The 17,794-nt window shown below is 71.3% G+C and carries 13 protein-coding genes; 12 read left to right on the forward strand and 1 reads right to left on the reverse strand.

The window, feature by feature from the left end; genetic code table 11:
• Positions 1-1,536: 1,536 nt before the first annotated feature.
• A complete protein-coding gene (locus EKD16_RS07535; protein WP_131097728.1) occupies positions 1,537-2,352 on the forward strand; it encodes a putative protein N(5)-glutamine methyltransferase in 816 nt (271 codons plus the stop codon).
• A 42-nt stretch (positions 2,353-2,394) separates the two neighbouring features.
• Here the strand turns inward: EKD16_RS07535 and EKD16_RS07540 are convergent, their stop codons facing one another.
• Positions 2,395-3,129, reverse strand: a complete 735-nt coding sequence (locus tag EKD16_RS07540) for a class I SAM-dependent methyltransferase (RefSeq protein WP_131097729.1) — start codon at positions 3,127-3,129, stop codon at positions 2,395-2,397.
• Positions 3,130-3,648: 519 nt separating this feature from the next.
• Between EKD16_RS07540 and EKD16_RS07545 the strand changes: the two genes are divergently transcribed.
• From EKD16_RS07545 to mmsB, 11 genes are all read left to right on the forward strand, one after another.
• Entirely contained in the window at positions 3,649-4,683 is a 1,035-nt protein-coding gene (locus EKD16_RS07545; protein ID WP_207391452.1) for a LacI family DNA-binding transcriptional regulator, read from the forward strand.
• A 69-nt stretch (positions 4,684-4,752) separates the two neighbouring features.
• Entirely contained in the window at positions 4,753-6,420 is a 1,668-nt protein-coding gene (gene araB / locus EKD16_RS07550; RefSeq protein ID WP_394347318.1) for a ribulokinase, read from the forward strand.
• Between the two features lie 17 nt (positions 6,421-6,437).
• Entirely contained in the window at positions 6,438-7,130 is a 693-nt protein-coding gene (locus tag EKD16_RS07555) for an L-ribulose-5-phosphate 4-epimerase (protein WP_131097731.1), read from the forward strand.
• A 35-nt stretch (positions 7,131-7,165) separates the two neighbouring features.
• Positions 7,166-8,524 (forward strand): L-fucose/L-arabinose isomerase family protein, encoded by a 1,359-nt coding sequence (locus tag EKD16_RS07560; protein ID WP_242677400.1) that lies wholly within the window; start codon positions 7,166-7,168, stop codon positions 8,522-8,524.
• Positions 8,525-8,871: 347 nt separating this feature from the next.
• The gene (locus EKD16_RS07565; RefSeq protein ID WP_131097733.1) at positions 8,872-10,188 is read left to right on the forward strand and encodes an ABC transporter substrate-binding protein; all 1,317 of its coding nucleotides are present in this window, start codon (positions 8,872-8,874) and stop codon (positions 10,186-10,188) included.
• A gap of 38 nt (positions 10,189-10,226) precedes the next feature.
• A complete protein-coding gene (locus tag EKD16_RS07570) occupies positions 10,227-11,198 on the forward strand; it encodes a carbohydrate ABC transporter permease (RefSeq protein ID WP_131097734.1) in 972 nt (323 codons plus the stop codon).
• The gene (locus tag EKD16_RS07575; RefSeq protein WP_131097735.1) at positions 11,195-12,091 is read left to right on the forward strand and encodes a carbohydrate ABC transporter permease; all 897 of its coding nucleotides are present in this window, start codon (positions 11,195-11,197) and stop codon (positions 12,089-12,091) included. The genes EKD16_RS07570 and EKD16_RS07575 overlap by 4 nt, the downstream gene beginning before the upstream one ends.
• Positions 12,092-12,197: 106 nt before the next feature.
• Positions 12,198-13,712, forward strand: a complete 1,515-nt coding sequence (arfA, locus tag EKD16_RS07580) for an arabinosylfuranosidase ArfA (RefSeq protein WP_131097736.1) — start codon at positions 12,198-12,200, stop codon at positions 13,710-13,712.
• Between the two features lie 64 nt (positions 13,713-13,776).
• Positions 13,777-14,871, forward strand: a complete 1,095-nt coding sequence (chvE, locus tag EKD16_RS07585) for a multiple monosaccharide ABC transporter substrate-binding protein (RefSeq protein WP_131097737.1) — start codon at positions 13,777-13,779, stop codon at positions 14,869-14,871.
• Positions 14,872-14,884: 13 nt separating this feature from the next.
• Positions 14,885-16,417 (forward strand): multiple monosaccharide ABC transporter ATP-binding protein, encoded by a 1,533-nt coding sequence (gene mmsA, locus EKD16_RS07590; protein WP_207391453.1) that lies wholly within the window; start codon positions 14,885-14,887, stop codon positions 16,415-16,417.
• Positions 16,418-16,423: 6 nt separating this feature from the next.
• Positions 16,424-17,680, forward strand: a complete 1,257-nt coding sequence (gene mmsB / locus EKD16_RS07595) for a multiple monosaccharide ABC transporter permease (protein WP_242677284.1) — start codon at positions 16,424-16,426, stop codon at positions 17,678-17,680.
• Positions 17,681-17,794: the final 114 nt, after the last annotated feature.

A 17,794-nucleotide genomic window follows, 5' to 3' on the forward strand; every position in this document is an offset into this window, starting at 1 on the left:
TGTCGGTTGCCATGGGCGACCGGGGCGCGCGGCGGATGGCGGGTCGGGTGTTGTGCGGCCTTGTTGGTCTGCCGGGGTGCGGGTGGCCTTCACGGGAAAGCGGAGGCGAGGGCGGTGGTGGGCTGGGCCTGCGGTTGTCGGGTGGGGTGCTTGCCGGTGGCGCGTGCGGCGGGGGCGGCGTTCGGGGGCCGCCGCAGGGTCGGTCGGCGCATCCAATGCGCGGTTTCCACCGGATTCCGGCCGCTGTCTGGACGGAACCCTGCGTTGGTCGACAGCGGTGCCATCGAGTCTGTCTGCAGGGACGGATTCGGCGCCGAATCCCACCCTGGAGACAGACTCGACGCGTCTATCGTGAACTTATGGTCGCAGGAAAGCGCATTCCGCGGCCATAAGTTCACGATCATCGCCGGATGGACCGGCATACCGGACACACCGGCAGCGGTGGGCCGGCTGAGTGTCGCCGTGTTCCGGTCGGGCCCGCACCGGCCGGAGGCCGCGCCGCGGGGCGCGGTCGCGGGCACCCGCGCGGCCCGGGGGTGCGCCGGATCGGGGGCCCGGGGGGCGACGACACGTCGCTCGTGGCGCCCGGGCGCGGCCGAGGGGAGCTCCACCGCCCGATGGGGTGGGCTTTTGCGGGCCGATGCCCGTTTTACGGGCGACCCCGGCGGACGCCGCGGCCACGAGGCGCACGAAAAGTCGACGCCGGGGGCGGTTTTCGCGCCATCCGGCGCACCTCGTGCGCCACCGCCGCCGCAGCACGGGCGCGGGCCCACCGGAAACTCGGGCATTGGCGGGCAAAACACCCCGTGCTGTTCCGTATCACGGAATTGCGGTGCGAGGGCGACACCTCGGGACGACACCGAGGCCGATGCCGCCGCACCTACGTGCAACTCGTGACCCCGACCCGGCCGCAGGACCGCCGCCGACCACCGCAGGCCGGCCCCGCCGGCCCCGCCGGCGTCGTCGTCGCCCCCGTCGGGCGCGCCACCGACGAGCACCGGAACCGACGTCCGCGGCCCCGGCCCTGTTGCTGCCGTCGCCGCCCCCGCCGACCACCGCCACCGGCGAGCACCCGAACCGTTGGGCACGGGCCCCGCCCACCGCCGCCCTCGGCGCCGCTTTTCAGTGAAGGCCACCCGCACCCGGCAGACCAACAAGGCCGCACAGCAGACCCGAGCCGCCGATCCGTCAGGCACGCCACCGGCGAGCACCCGAACCGGTGACCGCAAGCCCAGCCATCCGCCACCGTCGCCGCGGCTTTCCCGCGAGGTGCCTGTTTCCCGGTAGACCGGCAAGGCCGTCCAGCGGAGCCGAGCCGCCTCGCCGCTTGCTGGCGCCGCCCGAAGAAATTCGGCGCGATCCACCGGGAGGTTTTCCGCCCGGTCGCTGCGACCGTCCGGGTGCTAACCTGGCGGGCGACCGAGGAGGCGGGCCCGGTTCCCGTTGAAGCGCACAGGGCGCCGCCCGGCTGCGGGTGCTCCGCCGGTGTGGTGCCTGGGCGGAGGCGGTGGTCCACGGAGACCTCAGAGGGGCGCCATGCCGGATCCGTCCGCACCTGTACCCGCCTCGTCCTCCGCCGTATTCACCGACACCGTCTGCAGGTTGCGGAAGGCGGGCTGTGTCTTCGCCGAGGACGAGGCCGGGATTCTTCTCTCCGCAGCACACGCGGACCGCGACCTCGCCGCGATGGTCGAGCGGCGCGCCGCCGGGGTTCCGCTCGAACACGTCGTCGGTTGGGCTGTGTTCCGGGGGAGGCGCATCGCCGTCGATCCGGGCGTTTTCGTGCCGCGTCGGCGCACGGAGTTCCTCGTCGGGCGTGCCGTCGGTCTCGCACCCGCACGCCCGGTCGTGCTGGACGTGTGCTGCGGCTCCGGCGCCCTGGGCGCGGCGCTCGCCGCCGCCTGCCCCGGCGCCGAACTGTACGCCGCCGACGCCGACCCCGCGGCGGTGTCCTGCGCCCGGCGCAACGTGGCCGAGTTCGCCGGCCGGGTCTACGAGGGCGACCTCTTCGAGCCGCTGCCGCGTACGCTGCGCGGCCGCGTCGACGTGCTGCTGGCGAACGTGCCCTACGTGCCCTCCGGCGAGATCGGCCTGCTGCCCGGCGAGGCCCGCGACCACGAGGCGCGAGCGGCGCTCGACGGCGGCCCGGACGGGCTGGCGACGCTGCGCCGGGTGAGCGCGTCGGCGCGCGACTGGCTCGCGCCGGGCGGGTGCCTGTTCTTCGAGACGAGCGGTCGCCAGGCGGCCGTGGCCGCGGAGGCCGCCGCCGGCGGCGGCCTGCGGGTCCGTACCGCCGCCGACGAGGAGTCGGGCGCCACCGTCGTCATCGCCACGGCGCCGCCGACGGACTGACGGCGCCGGGCGGCGGAGAAGCGCGCTTGCGCAGGCCGGCGGTCAGCGCCGGATACGGGCCGCGGCGCGCTCGGCCTTGGTGCGCACGCGCCGGGCGGTTTCGCGGGGGGAGGCAACGCGGCGGTACTCGGCCATCTGCTGTCCGCGGGGGTGTCCCCAGTCCCCGAGATTGCGGAAGCGCCAGCCCGCCACGTTGGCCGCCCACGCCAGCTCGCTTGGCCGGTACTGGAAGGGGTCCTTCTCCGGGTGGCGCTTGCCGAACGGCTCGTCGGCGGGGGCCTCGAAGAAGGTGGCGTAGAACCGGCCGCCGGGCGGCATGACCTTGGCCACCCGGTACAGGCACAGCCGGATGTGGTTCAGCGGCAGGTGGGTGAACACCGACTGCGCGAGCGCGAACTGGAACCTCACCCCGAAGCTGCAGTTGAACCGCGTGGTCACGCGCAGATGATCCGGGGGCAGGCGTTCGCTCAGACCGGCGGCGGGAAGCTCGTGCTCCAGTCCCGCCTTCACCAGCGCGGGGTCGACGTCGATCCCGTAGTAGTTGCCGGGCGCCAGGTAGCGGATGAAGTGGATCCCGCCGCGCAGCGACCCGCAGCCCACGTCCAGTAGCGTCGATTGGGGGGTCAGCCCCTTGCCGACCAGGAAGTCGAACTGGAGCTCGCCCATCCTGTCCCAGTAGGCGCCCACGCTCTTGCGGTGCGCGCCGGAAGCGATGTCGTCCGGTGCGTATTCGTCGATGTGGCCGTAGTTGTTGATGGCGTGCGCCGGCTTGAGCATCCTCGTCCTTCCGTTCTCGTGAACCGAGCCGCTTGCGGCCGATCGATGGTCGCCCGGCCTGCGTGCGTTCCCGGACCGATCAAAAGCTGGGAAAATCCTGAGAAACCTGAGTTCAAGCTGAACGTTTGCCCCGCCCGGGTGAGTTCCCGTCGGCCGGTGCGGATGCCGGCTCCCGTCGTCCCGTTCGGGGTACTGGAAGCCGTGCGCTGCTGTGGCCGGGTGGAGCGCGCCGTCTTGAGCGCCGCCCGAGCCGCGTGCCGGGTGCAGGTGAGATCGCTCGGTGCCCATGGCGTCGGGCCGCCGTCACCGCCCCGCTCCGCAGTGCGTGGTGGTCCCCTGTAGGGCTCCGGAGTGACCCGGCTTACGCCCACCTCTTGACGCCTCCGCATGTTAGCGCTAACAATGTTGCTCACGTCACGCGGCGGCGGAATCGCCGTCGAGCGTGGCCGACCGCAACACCGTCACCGCCCGGTGGGCTCGGACCGTCGAGCACCCGGACACCCAGGAAGTGGAGCACGCATGTCGGTACCCGTCGGGCGAAGTCCGGTCATGGCCGACGTGGCTCGGCTGGCCGGGGTCTCCCACCAGACAGTCTCGCGCGTGCTCAACGGGCACCCCAACGTCCGTTCCGAGACCCAGGAGCGCGTGCAGGCCGCGATCGAGGAGCTGGGGTACCGCCGCAACTCCTCGGCCCGGGCGCTGGTCACCCGGCGGACCGGGGTGATCGGTGTCGTCGCCTTCGACACCACGCACTACGGTCCCGCCCAGACACTCGCCGGGATCGAGCACGCGGCCCGCGCCGACGGCTACTTCCTCAGCGTGGTGACGCTGCAGACCGTGACCCGCGAGGCCGTCAGCGAGGCGATGGACTACCTCGCCCAGCAGTCGGTCGAGGGCTACATCGTGATCGCGCCCAAGCGCGCGGTCGTCGAGGGCCTGGCCGGGCAGCCCGCCGAGCGGCCGGTCGTGGCCGTCGAGGGGGGCGAGGCCCCCGACCTGCCGGTGGTCTGCGTCGACCAGGTCGGCGGCGGCTACCTCGCCACGCGCCACCTGCTGGAGCTGGGCCACCGCACGGTCCACCACATCGCCGGCCCCGGCGACTGGCTGGAGGCCGAGGGCCGCATCGCCGGCTGGCGCCGGGCCCTGGAGGAGGCCGGCGCCCCGGTGCCCGAGCCGCTGTACGGCGACTGGCGGCCTCGCTCGGGTCACCGGCTCGGCGCGCAGTTGGCGGAAGAGCCCGGTGCCACCGCCGTCTTCGTGGCCAACGACCAGATGGCGCTGGGTGCCCTGCGCGCGCTCGGCGAGGCGGGCGTGCGCGTGCCCGACGACGTGAGCGTCATCGGCTTCGACGACATCCCCGAATCCGAGTTCTTCACCCCGCCGCTGACCACGGTGGCCCAGGACTTCAGCGAAGTGGGCCGCCGCGGTATCGGTCTGCTCATCGACCTGCTTGAGGAGCCCGCCGACACCGTTCCGATGACGCAGGCGCGCAGCGTCGTCCCCGCCCGCCTGGTCGCCCGGGTGAGCACCGCCGCCGCCCCCGACCGCGCCTAGCCGACCGCCCCGTCCGCCCGCCGTCCCCTGGAGGAACCCCACGTGGCCGAGAACGTTAGCGCTAACAACGTGAGCGCTCACATTTCCGACGTCGTGATCGGAGTCGACTTCGGCACCCTGTCGGGGCGCGCGGTCGTCGTCCGGGTCAGCGACGGCGCCGAACTGGCCGGTGCCGTGCACGAGTTCGAACACGGCGTCGTCTCCCGCAGCCTGCCCGGATCGGACGACCCCCTGGCCCCTGACACCGCGCTGCAGATCCCCGAGGACTACCGCGCGGTCCTGCGCAACGCCGTCCCCGAGGCGCTGGCCGCCGCGGGCGTGCCCGCCGAGCGCGTGATCGGCATCGGCACCGACTTCACCGCCTGCACCGTGCTGCCGACCACCGCCGACGGCACCCCGCTGTGCGAACTGCCGGAGTTCGCCGAGCGCCCGCACGCCTACCCCAAGCTGTGGAAGCACCACGCCGCCCAGCGCGAGGCCGACGACATCAACGAGCTGGCCGCCGAGCGCGGCGAACCCTGGCTCTCCCGCTACGGCGGCAAGATCAGTTCCGAGTGGCAGTTCGCCAAGGGCCTGCAGGTGCTGCGCGAGGACCCCGAGGTGTACCGGCGCACCGAGCGCTGGATCGAGGCCGCCGACTGGATCGTGTGGGTGCTGTGCGGCACCGAGACCCGCAACGTCTGCACCGCCGGATACAAGGGCATCCACCAGGACGGCGCCTGGCCCAGCCGCGACTACCTGGCCGCGCTCCACCCCGACTTCGCCGGGTTCGCCGACGACAAGATCGCCCACCCCCTGATGCAGCTCGGCGAGCGCGCCGGTGTGCTCAGCGCGGACGCCGCGAAGCTGACCGGCCTGCCCGAAGGCGTCGCCGTGGCCGTGGGCAACGTCGACGCACACGTCACCGCCGCGGCCGCGCAGACCGTCGAACCGGGCCGGATGCTCGCCGTCATGGGAACCAGCACCTGCCACGTGATGAACGCGGCGGCCTTCGCCGAGGTCCCCGGCATGTGCGGCGCGGTGCGGGACGGCATCGCACCCGGCATGTGGGGCTATGAGGCCGGCCAGAGCGGTGTGGGCGACATCTTCGGCTGGTTCGCCGAGACCCACGCGCCCGCCGAGTACCAGCGCGAGGCCGCCGAACTGGGCGTCTCGGTGCACGAGCTGCTCTCCCGCAAATCCGCCGACCAGCCCGTCGGCGGCCACGGCCTCGTCGCCCTGGACTGGCACAGCGGCAACCGCTCCGTGCTGGTCGACCACGGCCTCTCCGGCGTCCTGTGCGGGCTGACGCTGGCCACCCGCCCGGAGGAGGTCTACCGCGCACTGGTGGAGTCGACCGCCTTCGGCACCCGCACCATCCTGGACGCCTTTGCCGCATCCGGGGTGCCCGTCGAGGAGTTCACCGTGGCCGGCGGGCTCAAGCGCAACGCCTTCGTACTGCAGATCTACGCCGATGTCCTGAATCGGCCGCTGCACGTCGCCGACTCCGAGCAGGGCCCTGCCCTGGGCTCGGCCATCCACGCCGCGGTGGCCGCCGGCGCCTACGCCGACATCCGCGCCGCCTCGGCCGCGATGGGCGGAGCCACCCGCGACGCCGTACGGCCCGACCCCGACCGCGCCGCCTCCTACGACGACCTCTACGCCGTCTACACCGAGCTGCACGACCACTTCGGCCGCGGCGGCAGCGACGCGCTGCACCGCCTGCGCACCATCCGCAACCAGAGCTTGGCCGACTGAGAACCGTGAAGGACGCCATGACAGCACCGACCACGCATTCCGCCGCCCTGGAACGCACCCGAGCCGAGGTGTGCGCGTTGCACGCCGAGCTGGTCCGCTGGAACCTCGTCACCTGGACCAGCGGCAACATCTCGGCGCGCGTGCCCGGCACCGACCTCGTCGTCATCAAGCCCAGCGGTGTCACCTACGAGGACTTGACCCCCTCCTCCATGGTCGCCTGCGATTTGGACGGCCGACCCGTCGAGTCCGGCGGCACCCCCTCCAGCGACACCGACGCCCATGCCTACGTCTACCGGCACATGCCCGAGGTCGGCGCGGTGGTGCACACTCACAGCACCTACGCCACCGCCTGGGCCGCCCGCGGCGAGCCGATCCCGTGCGCCATCACCGCGATGGCCGACGAGTTCGGCGCCGACATCCCAGTGGGGCCGTTCGCCCTGATCGGCGGCGACGACATCGGCCGCGGCATCGTCGCGACGCTCGACGGCCACCGCTCGCCGGCGGTGCTGATGGCCAACCACGGCGTCTTCACCGTCGGCAAGGACGCCAAGTCCGCCGTCAAGGCCGCCGTGATGTGCGAGGACGTCGCCCGGACCGTGCACCTGGCACGCGAGCACGGCCCGGTCGAGCGGCTGGCCCAGGAGCACATCGACGCCCTCTACGACCGCTATCAGAACGTCTACGGCCAGAGAGCAGGTAACGACTCGTGAGCGACCGCCTCCCCACCATCGGGATCCTCGGCATCATGCAGCCCCTCTACGACGACATGCTCCCGGGCATCACCGACCGGCAGGCCGGCTATGCGCGCCGGATCGCCGAGAGCCTGGCCGACGTCGCCGACTGCGTCGTCGCCGATCCGGTACGCGGTCGCGCCGACGCCGAGCGGGCCGTGCGCGGCTTCGAGAACGACGACCTGGACGGGGTGCTGGTCGTCATGCTCACCTACGGCCCGTCGCTGCGCGTCACCCGCGTCCTGCACGACGCTCGGCTGCCGCTGTGCCTGGCCAATATCCAGCCCGACCCGGTGGTCACCCCGGAGTGGGACATGGCCGACATGACCTACAACCAGGGCATCCACGGCGCGCAGGACACGGCCAACGCGATGGTGCGCGCGGGCCGGGCCTTCGACGTCGTCACCGAGGAATGGCCGAGCGACGCCTTCCGCGAGCGAATCGGCCGCTGGGCGCGCGCCGCCCGCGCCGTCACCGCCTGGAAGCGGCTCAAGGTCGGCGTCTTCGGCTACGCCATGAACGGCATGGGCGACGCGCGGGTCGACGAGGCCGCCTGGATGCGCAGCCTCGGCCCGGAGATCGAGGTCATCGCGCCCGGCGCACTGCACCGGACCATGGCCGAGCTGCCCGAGTCGGCCGTCGGTGCGCTGCTCGCCGAAGAGGACGAGCGCTTCGCCGTCGACGAGCGGCTGTCCAAGGAGGAGCGCGAGGACCACGCCCGCATGCAACTGGCCATCGAGCAGCTGCTGACCGAGCACGGGTGCGGGGCCTACTCCACCCACTTCGACGCCATCGGCGAGGACGGCCGGTTCACCCGGCTGCCGATGGCGGCCGCCTCCAGCCTGATGGCCTCCGGCTACGGGTTCGCGGGCGAGGGCGACGCGCTCGCCGCCTCCGTCGTCTACGCGGGCCACCAGCTCGCCGGCGACGGCCACTTCACCGAGATGTACGCGATGGACTTCCCCACCGACTCCATCCTGATGAGCCACATGGGGGAGGGCAACTGGAAGGTCGCCCGCGACGACGAGCCCGTGCGCCTGATCAAGCGGCCGCTGGACATCGGCGGCCTGGACGACCCGCCCACGCTGCTGTTCCGCATCCAGCCCGGACCCGCGACGCTGGCCTCCCTGGTGGCCCTGGGCGGAGAGCGCTTCCGCCTGGTCGTGGCCGAAGGCGAGGTGCTGGACTCTCCGGTGCTGCCCGCCCTGGAGATGCCCTACGGCCAGTTCCGCCCCGCCTCGGGCGTGCGCGACTGCATGGACGGCTGGCTGCGCGCCGGAGGCACCCACCACATGGTGATGAACCTGGGCCGCACCGCCGCCGACTGGAAGGTCTTCTGCGACTTGGCCGGCGTGGAGTTCGTCCAGGTCTGAAACCGCCGCGGCGGGGCGCCGGCCGCGGCCGCGCGGGGCGCCCCGCCTCCACCGTCCGCGACACGAGCCGTTCGACATAACCCGCCCGCCCGGCACGAGCGCAGAGGAGCTCTCCTCCCGCGGCGCCCGCCCGGACCGGAGCACACCTGTATCCGAGCACACCCGTACCCGCCGACAGCACGTACACCACCGATCACGCGCGGCCCGCCCGCAGGGGCGGACGCGCGCGCCACGGCCGCCGGGGCCCCATTCCCCGGACGGCCCGCAGAGGCGGACGACCGATCCGTCCCACGACCCGCGGTCTCGGGGGATGGCCGCACCAGCGCAGCGAAAGCAGAGGAGTCGCGATGCGCCCCAGAGACACCCGCCGACCGGTCCCGGCCCCCGCACTCGGCCGCCGCGCGTTCCTGGCCGGCGGCCTCGCCGCGGCCGGCACCGCCCTCGCCGGATGCGGCCCGGCGGACACCGTGCTGAGCGGCCGGCAGCGCCTGCGCCAGTGGAACCTTTTCACCGGCGGCGACGGCGCCCGCATGGTCGAGATGCACGACGCCTACCGCAAGCAGCACCCCGGCATCGACTTCCAGCCCTCCACGTTCCAATGGGGGAACCCTTACTACACCAAGTTCGCGATGGGGGCCGCGGGAGGACGTGCGTTCGACATCGCGACGCTGCACGTGTCGCGCCTGCGCGGCCTGGGTGTGGACACACTCATCGCCCCGGTGCCCACCGACCTGCTCGCCCGCCACGGCATCACCCGCGACACCGTCCAGCACAGCACCTGGGACAAATGCACCATCGGCGGCGAACTTTACGCGATCCCCCTGGACACGCACCTGGTCGTGACCTATTTCAACCGGGACGCCTGCGAGAAGGCCGGTGTCCTGGACGCCGACGGCAACCTCGTCGACACCAGCGGCGAGGAGGAGTTCCTCGATGTGTGCGCGGCGGTCAAGGAGGCCACCGGGAAGTACGGCGTGGTCATGGATACCACCCACGCCTGGCGCCAGTTCTGGTCGCTCTACCGCCAGCTCGGCGGTGAGTTCAAGCTGGAGGGTGAACTCGGAATCGACGACGACAAGGCGCTGCGGGCCTTGGATTTCCTGCGCCGGATCTCGCAGTCGGGATTGGCGCCGGAGGCGTCCGATGGAGCGGCCACACCAGCCAACTTCCAGAATGGGATCGCCGGGCTGATGATCTCCGGCAACTGGGAGCTTCCCACCCTCAAGGACGCGGGGATGGACTTCGGCATGCGCGCCTTCCCGGACATCTTCGGTGCCGAACTCGGGCAGGGCGACTCCCACTGCTTCGTCCTGCCGGTGCGCCGAGAGCCCGACGAGGACGCCGTCGCCGCCGCGGTCGAGTACGCGGCCTGGATGCTCAAGAACAGCCTCACCTGGGCCGGAGGCGGCCACACTCCGGCCTACCTGCCCGTCACCCGCAGCCCCGAGTACGCCGCACTGGAACCCCAGTCGGGCTACCGCAAGGCCGCCGCGAACGTGCAGTTCGACCCGCAGGCGTGGTTCAGCGGCTCGGCCGCCCAACTTCAGGCGCAGGCCAGTGCCGTGTTCACCGGAGTGCACACAGGCGCTGTGACGCCCGAGACCGCGCTGCGCCGCTTCAAGCACGCCGCACAGAAACTCATCGACACCCCCGCGCCGGTATAGCCCGTGCCGCCCCCACTCCTCCCCCCAAGGAGCTCGATATGACACCGCACGCCGACACCGCGGGGGCGTCCGCCGTCGCGCCGGCGTCCCGCACCGGCCCGAAACCCGCCGCGGGCAGCGGCGCTCGCCGCGCCCGCCGCGACTCGCTGACCGGCCTCTGGCTGGTCCTGCCCTTCACCACGCTGTTCGCGGCCTTCATGGTCTGGCCGCTGCTGGCCGGGCTGTGGACGAGCTTCACCGATCGCAGCTTGGCCCAGGACGAAAGCTCGTTCGTGGGATTGGCGAACTGGGCGGAGATGCTGGGCGACTCCGCGGTTTGGCAGTCGCTGTGGGTGACGCTGCTGTTCACCCTCATCACCACCCCGCCGCTGGTGGTCATCGCCCTGGTCATGGCCCAGCTCACCCACCGCGCCACCGCACACATCGGCTGGTTCCTGCGCTTCTCCTACTTCGCGCCGTTCCTGATGCCCGTGGCGGTGGTGGCGCTGATCTGGGAGTGGATGTACCAACCCGAATTCGGCATGGTCAACGGGCTGCTGGCCTCGGTGGGCATCCCCGGCGTGTCCTGGCTTACCGACGGCGGCACCGTGCTGCCCGCTATCGCCATCACCACCGTGTGGTGGACCGTCGGGTTCAACTACCTGCTGTACCTGGCGGCGCTGCAAGGCATCCCCGCCTACGTCTACGAGGCCGCCGCCATCGACGGCGCCGGCCCCTGGCAGCGGTTCCGGTCGATCACTCTGCCGCTGCTGGGCCGCACCACCACACTGATCGTGCTGCTGCAGATGGTGGCTTCGCTGAAGCTGTTCGACCAGGCCTACCTGATGACCAACGGCACCGGCGGCCCCAACTACGCCGCCCGGCCCATCATCGGCTACATCTTCGAGAGCGGGTTCACCGGACTGCGGATCGGCTACGCATCGGCGATCTCCTACCTGCTCTTCGCCGTGATCATCGTCGTCTCCGTCCTCCAGTTCAAGCTGTTCTCCCGAAAGGAGGGCACGGTATGACATCCGCGACCCTCAACGCCGCCGAGCGGCCGGGAACGCTCGCCGCGCCGCCCTCCCCGCAGCCCCGCAGCCGGTTCAAGGTCACCCCCGGCGGCGTCGCCGTCGCCGTGCTGGCCCTCTTCGTCGCCGTAGTGTGGCTGCTACCGCTGGTCTGGGCGATCCTGACCTCCATCAAGCCCGAGCCCGAGACCACGGCCGTGCCCGTGCGCTGGCTGCCGCTGGAACCGACCTTCGAGGCCTACCGCACCGTCATCGCGCGCGGCGATCTCATGCAGTGGCTGGGGAACAGCGTCATAGTCTCGGTGCTGGTCACCGGTCTGACCCTGATCACCTGCGTGATGGCGGCCTACGCCTTCTCCAAGACCGAGTTCCCCGGGCGCAAGTGGCTGTTCGCGCTGTTCATCGCCGGAATCATGGTGCCGCCGCAGGCGCTTATCGTTCCGCTGTTCGACGAGATGACCGTGCTCGGGCTGGTCGACACCTACTGGGGAGTCGCCCTGCCGCAGGTCGTCGCCCCCGTCATGATCTTCATCCTGAAGCGGTTCTTCGACGCGATCCCCCGCGACTACGAGGAGGCCGCCCGCCTCGACGGCGCCGGGCACCTGCGGGTGCTGTGGAGCGTCGTCGTGCCGATGTCGGGGCCCGTCCTCGCCGCCGTCGGCATCTTCACCTTCGTCCAGGCCTGGAACAACTTCCTGTGGCCGTTCGTGTCCATCACCGATCCGGCGCTGATGACGGTGCCGGTCGGGCTGGGCAGCGTCCAAAGCGCCTACGGCATCCTCTACGCCCAGCAGATGGCCGCCTCCGTCCTGGGCGCCCTGCCGCTCATCGTCGTCTTCCTGCTCTTCCAGCGCCAGGTGGTCCGCGGCGTGACCGACGCCGGGCTGAAGTGACCGCCGCACCCGACGACCGCGCAACCGCGCCGCGGGTCCGGCCGCAACGGCCGGCCCGCGGCCCCCGCCCGCCCTTCCGCACACCGCACCCAGGGGGAAGCAGCCCATGCTCCACGCGTCGATGACCGTCGACCCCGCATTCCGCGTCGCGCCCGTCCACCGCCGCACCTTCGGCTCCTTCGTCGAGCACATGGGCCGCTGCGTCTACACCGGCATCTACGAACCCGACCACCCCGCCGCCGACGCCGACGGCTTCCGCACCGATGTCGCCGAACTCGTGCGCGAACTCGGTGTGACCACCGTGCGCTATCCCGGAGGCAACTTCGTCTCCGGCTACCGCTGGGAGGACGGAACCGGGCCCAAGGACCGGCGGCCCGTGCGGCGCGAGCTGGCCTGGCACTCCACCGAGACCAACCGGTTCGGCCTGGACGAGTTCGCCGCCTGGACCCGCAAGCTCGGCATCGAGCCGATGATGGCCGTCAACCTGGGTACCCGCGGCCTGCAAGAGGCGATCGACCTCCTGGAGTACACCAACCATCCGGGCGGCACCGAGCTGTCCGATCGCCGCGTCTCCAACGGCAGCCCGCAGCCGCACGGCATCCGCATGTGGTGCCTGGGCAACGAGATGGACGGGCCCTGGCAGATCGGCCACAAGACCGCCCGCGAGTACGGCCGGCTCGCCGCCGAGACCGCGCGGGCCATGCGGATGAGCGACCCCCACCTGGAGCTGGTCGCCTGCGGCTCCTCGGGTCCGGAGATGCCCACCTTCGGCGCGTGGGAGGCCGAGGTGCTGGAGCAGACCTACGACCACGTCGACTACATCTCCCTGCACTCCTACTACGAGGAGCACGACGGCGACCTGGCGAGCTTCCTCGCCTCCGGGGCCGAGATGGACGCCTTCATCGAGTCCGTCGTCGCCACCGCCGACGCCGTGCGCGCCAAACTGGGTGCGAAGAAGCGCATCCAGCTCTCTTTCGACGAGTGGAACGTGTGGTACCGGATGCGCTTCGAGGCCCGGGAGCCCTCCACCGAGTGGCCGGTGGCACCGCGCGTCATCGAGGACCGGTACCACGTCGCCGACGCGGTGGTCTTCGGCAGCCTGCTCATCTCGCTGCTGCGGCACAGCGACCGGGTGACCGCGGCCAGCCTCGCCCAGCTCGTCAACGTCATCGCGCCGATCATGACCGAGCCCGGCGGCCCCGCCTGGCGCCAGACCACCTTCCACCCCTTCGCGCTCACCGCCGCCAACGCCGCCGGCACCGTGCTGCGCGTCGAACCGGAGAGCCCGGTGCGCGAGACCGCCCGCTACGGCGCGGTGCCCGTCGTCGACGCGGTCGCCACGCACGACGCAGAGGCGGGCGAGGCCGCGGTGTTCGTCGTCAACCGCGCCACCGACGAGCCCGTGACGCTGGACGCGGACCTGCGCGGACTGCGCGCCGAAGGCGTCTCCTCCTGCCTGACGCTGCACGACGACGACGTCTACGCGGCCAACACCCTGGAGCGGCCCGACCGAGTCGTGCCGCGCGAGAACACCGACGTCCGGTTGGAGGGCGGCCGCCTGCGCGCCGTCCTGCCGCCGGTCTCGTGGACGGTTCTCAAGCTCGCCCTCCCGCGCTCCTGAGCCGTCCGCCCCGCACCCCGCTCAGTCCCCGTATCCGAGCATTCCCTTCCTTGAGGAGCACATCATGAAGCGCACCCCCGCGGCCGTCCTCGCGGCGGCCCTGGCCGCCGTGATGGCGCTGGCGCTCACCGCCTGCGGCGGCGTCGGCGACGCCGCGAACCAGGGCGGTGAGAACGGCACCGTCGGCATCGCGATGCCCACCAAGTCCTCCGACCGCTGGGTCGCCGACGGCCGGAACATGGTCAAACTGTTCAAAGAGGCCGGCTACGGCACCGACCTGCAGTACGCCGAGGACGTGGTCGAGGACCAGGTCGCCCAGATCGAGAACATGATCACCCGCGGCGTGGACGCGCTGGTCATCGCCGCCATCGACGGCGAGGCGCTCACCGACGTGCTGCAGATGGCCGCCGACAGCGACATCCCCGTCATCGCCTACGACCGCCTCATCAACGGCAGCGAGCACGTGGACTACTACGCCACCTTCGACAACTTCCAGGTCGGCGTGCTGCAGGCCACCTACATCGAGAAGACGTTGAACCTGAAGGAGGAGGAAGGCCCCTTCACCATCGAGCTGTTCGGCGGCTCGCCCGACGACAACAACGCCTACTTCTTCTACGACGGCGCGATGTCGGTGCTGCAGCCCTACATCGACGAGGGCAAGCTCCAGGTCCGCAGCGGCCAGACCGAGATGGATCGGATCGCCACCATGCGCTGGAGCGGTGCCAAGGCCCAGTCGCGCATGGACAACCTGCTCAGCTCGCACTACTCCAGCGAGCAGCTCGACGCGGTCCTCTCGCCCTACGACGGCATCAGCATCGGTGTCCTCTCCTCGCTCAAGGCCGTGGGCTACGGCACCGAGGAGCGGCCACTGCCGGTCATCACCGGCCAGGACGCCGAGCTGGCATCGGTCAAGTCGATCATCGCCGGCGAGCAGACCCAGACCGTCTTCAAGGACACCCGCAAGCTCGCCGAGGTCGCGGTGGACATGACCGACGCGGTACTCAAGGGCGAGAAGCCCGAGGTCAACGACACCGAGAGCTACGACAACGGCAAGAAGGTGGTGCCCGCCTACCTGCTGGAGCCCGTCTCCGTCGACGAGGACAACTACCAGGAGGTGCTGATCGACAGCGGCTACTACAGCGAGTCCGAGCTGTCGTGAGGCGGTGCCCGAAATGAGCCACGAGCTGCTGCGCATGCGCGGCATCGGCAAGGAGTTCCCCGGCGTCGTCGCGCTGGACAACGTCGACCTGCGGGTCGAGCAGGGCGAGATCCACGCCCTGATGGGGGAGAACGGCGCCGGCAAGTCGACCCTGATGAAGGTCCTCAGCGGCGTCTACCCGTATGGCGACTACACCGGCGACATCCTCCTCGACGGCGAGGAGTGCACCTTCGGCGGCATCAGCGACAGCGAGCGGGCCGGGATCGCCATCATCCACCAGGAGTTGGCGCTCGTCCCGCAGCTGTCGGTGGCCGAGAACATCTATCTCGGCAACGAGCTGACGCGCGGCCCCGGCCTCATCGACTGGGGCCGCACGGCGGCCATGGCCCGCGAGGTGCTGCACCGCGTCGGTCTGGACGAGGACCCCACGCTGCCCGTCTCCGGCTTGAGCGTCGGCAGGCAGCAGCTCGTCGAGATCGCCAAGGCCCTGTCCAAGCGGGTGCGGCTGCTGATCCTGGACGAGCCCACCTCGGCGCTCAACGAGGCCGAGAGCGACAACCTGCTCCGACTGCTGCTGGAGCTCAAGGAGCAGGGCATCACCTCGATCCTCATCTCGCACAAGCTCGGCGAGGTCACCCGGGTCGCCGACACGGTGACGGTGCTGCGCGACGGCCGCACCATCGAGACGCTCTCGACGGCCTCGGGCCGAGTGGAGGAGGAGCGGATCATCCGCGGGATGGTCGGCCGCGACCTGGACGAGCGCTACCCCGAGCGCTCCGCCGACGTCGGCGAGGTGCGCTTCGAGGTGCGCGACTGGACGGTCGACCATCCCACCCAGATGGGCCGCCGGGTGGTCGACGGTGCCGGGCTGGAGATCCGCCGCGGCGAGATCGTCGGGCTGGCCGGGCTGATGGGAGCCGGGCGCACCGAGTTGGCGATGAGCGTGTTCGGCCGCTCCTACGGCCGCTACGTGCAGGGCTCCGTCCACAAGGACGGGGCGCCGCTGCGCGTGCGGGACGTGGGCGAGGCCATCGCATCCGGCATCGCCTATGTACCCGAGGACCGCAAGGAACTCGGGCTGATCCTGGAGGACGACATCCGGCGCAACCTGACCCTTGCCGGTCTGCGCCGGGTCAGCAGCCGCACGGTCATCGACCCGGCCCGCGAGGCGGTCGCCGCCGAGGAGATGCACGCCCGGATGCAGGTGAAGAGCAACGGGGTCTTCCAGACCACGGGCGAGCTCAGCGGCGGCAACCAGCAGAAGGTCGTGCTGGGCAAGTGGATGTTCGCCGAGCCCGACCTGCTGATCCTGGACGAACCCACCCGCGGCATCGACGTCGGCGCGAAGTACGAGATCTACCTGATCGTGCAGCGGCTGGCGGCCCAGGGCGCCTGCGTCCTGCTGATCTCCTCGGAACTTCCGGAACTGCTGGGGATGTGCGACCGCATCTACGCGATGTGCGAAGGGCGCATCACCGGAGAGGTGCCGCGGGACAGGGCCGACCAGGAATCCCTGATGAAGCTGATGACCACGACGAAGGCGTGACGGGCCATGCAATCGACACCCATCCTGCGCACCCTGGGCGACATGGTGCGCAACAACGCGCGGCAGTACGGCATGGTGATCGCGCTGGCGGTCATCGTCGTGCTGTTCCAGATCCTCACCGGCGGCCTGCTGCTGCAGCCGCTCAACATCACCAACATCATCATGCAGAACTCCTACGTGCTGATCCTGGCCGTAGGGATGATGCTGGTCATCATCACCGGGCACATCGACCTGTCGGTGGGCTCGGTGGTGGCGTTCACCGGCGCGGTCTCCACCGTGCTGATGACCAGCCTGGGGCTGCCGCCGCTGCTGGTGGTGCCCATGGCGCTGGCCATGGGCGGACTCATCGGCGCCTGGCAGGGATTCTGGATCGCCTACGTGCGCATCCCGGCGTTCATCGTCACCCTCGCCGGGATGCTGATCTTCCGCGGCCTGACCCTGGTCGTACTGGGCGGGCGCTCGATCGGCCCGCTCCCGCCGTCGGTGCGCATGTGGGCCAGCGGGTTCATCCCCGGATTCACCGAGGGGCCGCACGTGCTGACGCTCGCGCTGGGCTTGGCCGGTTCGGCGGCCCTGGTGTGGGTCCAGTGGCAGGTGCGCTCCCGCAGCCTGCACTACGGCCTGCCGACGGCTTCGGCGGCCATGACCGCGGCCAAGTCGGCGGCGACGGTGCTCGTGGTGATGCTGTTCGCCTACGCGCTGGCCGACTACAACGGCATCCCGATCGTAGGGCTGCTGCTGCTCGCGCTGATCGTGGGCTACTCCTTCCTGATGAAGTCGACCACCGCGGGGCGGCGCATCTACGCCGTGGGCGGCAGTGAGAAGGCCGCCCGGCTCTCCGGGGTCAAGACCAAGCGCACCACGTTCTGGGTCTTCGTCAACATGGGTGTGCTCTCGGCGCTGGCCGGCCTGGTCTTCACCGCGCGGCTCAACGCCGCCACCCCGGGTGCGGGCGAGATGTTCGAGCTGGACGCGATCGCGGCGGCCTTCATCGGCGGCGCGTCGGCGTCGGGCGGTGTGGGCACCGTCATCGGCGCGATCGTGGGCGCACTGGTGATGGGCGTGATGAACAACGGCATGTCCATCATCGGGCTCGGCGTGGACTGGCAGCAGACGATCAAGGGCCTGGTGCTGCTGGCCGCGGTCGCCTTCGACATCTACAACAAGCAGCGGGTCGGCTCGGGACGCGCGGGCGGGCGCACGGGCGCCCGCGCGCCGGACGGTCGGGTCCCCGCCGCCGCGTGCCGAGGAGGCCGAGCGTGAGGACGCCGAGGAGGCCGCGGCCGCCGGGGCGTCCGCGGCGCCCGGTGCCGAACGGGCCGCGCCGGCCGGCAGGACGACCGGCACCGCCGGCTCGGGCGCGTGACGCCGGTTGCG

This window comes from Streptomonospora litoralis, assembly GCF_004323735.1.
Taxonomy (GTDB): domain Bacteria; phylum Actinomycetota; class Actinomycetes; order Streptosporangiales; family Streptosporangiaceae; genus Streptomonospora; species Streptomonospora litoralis.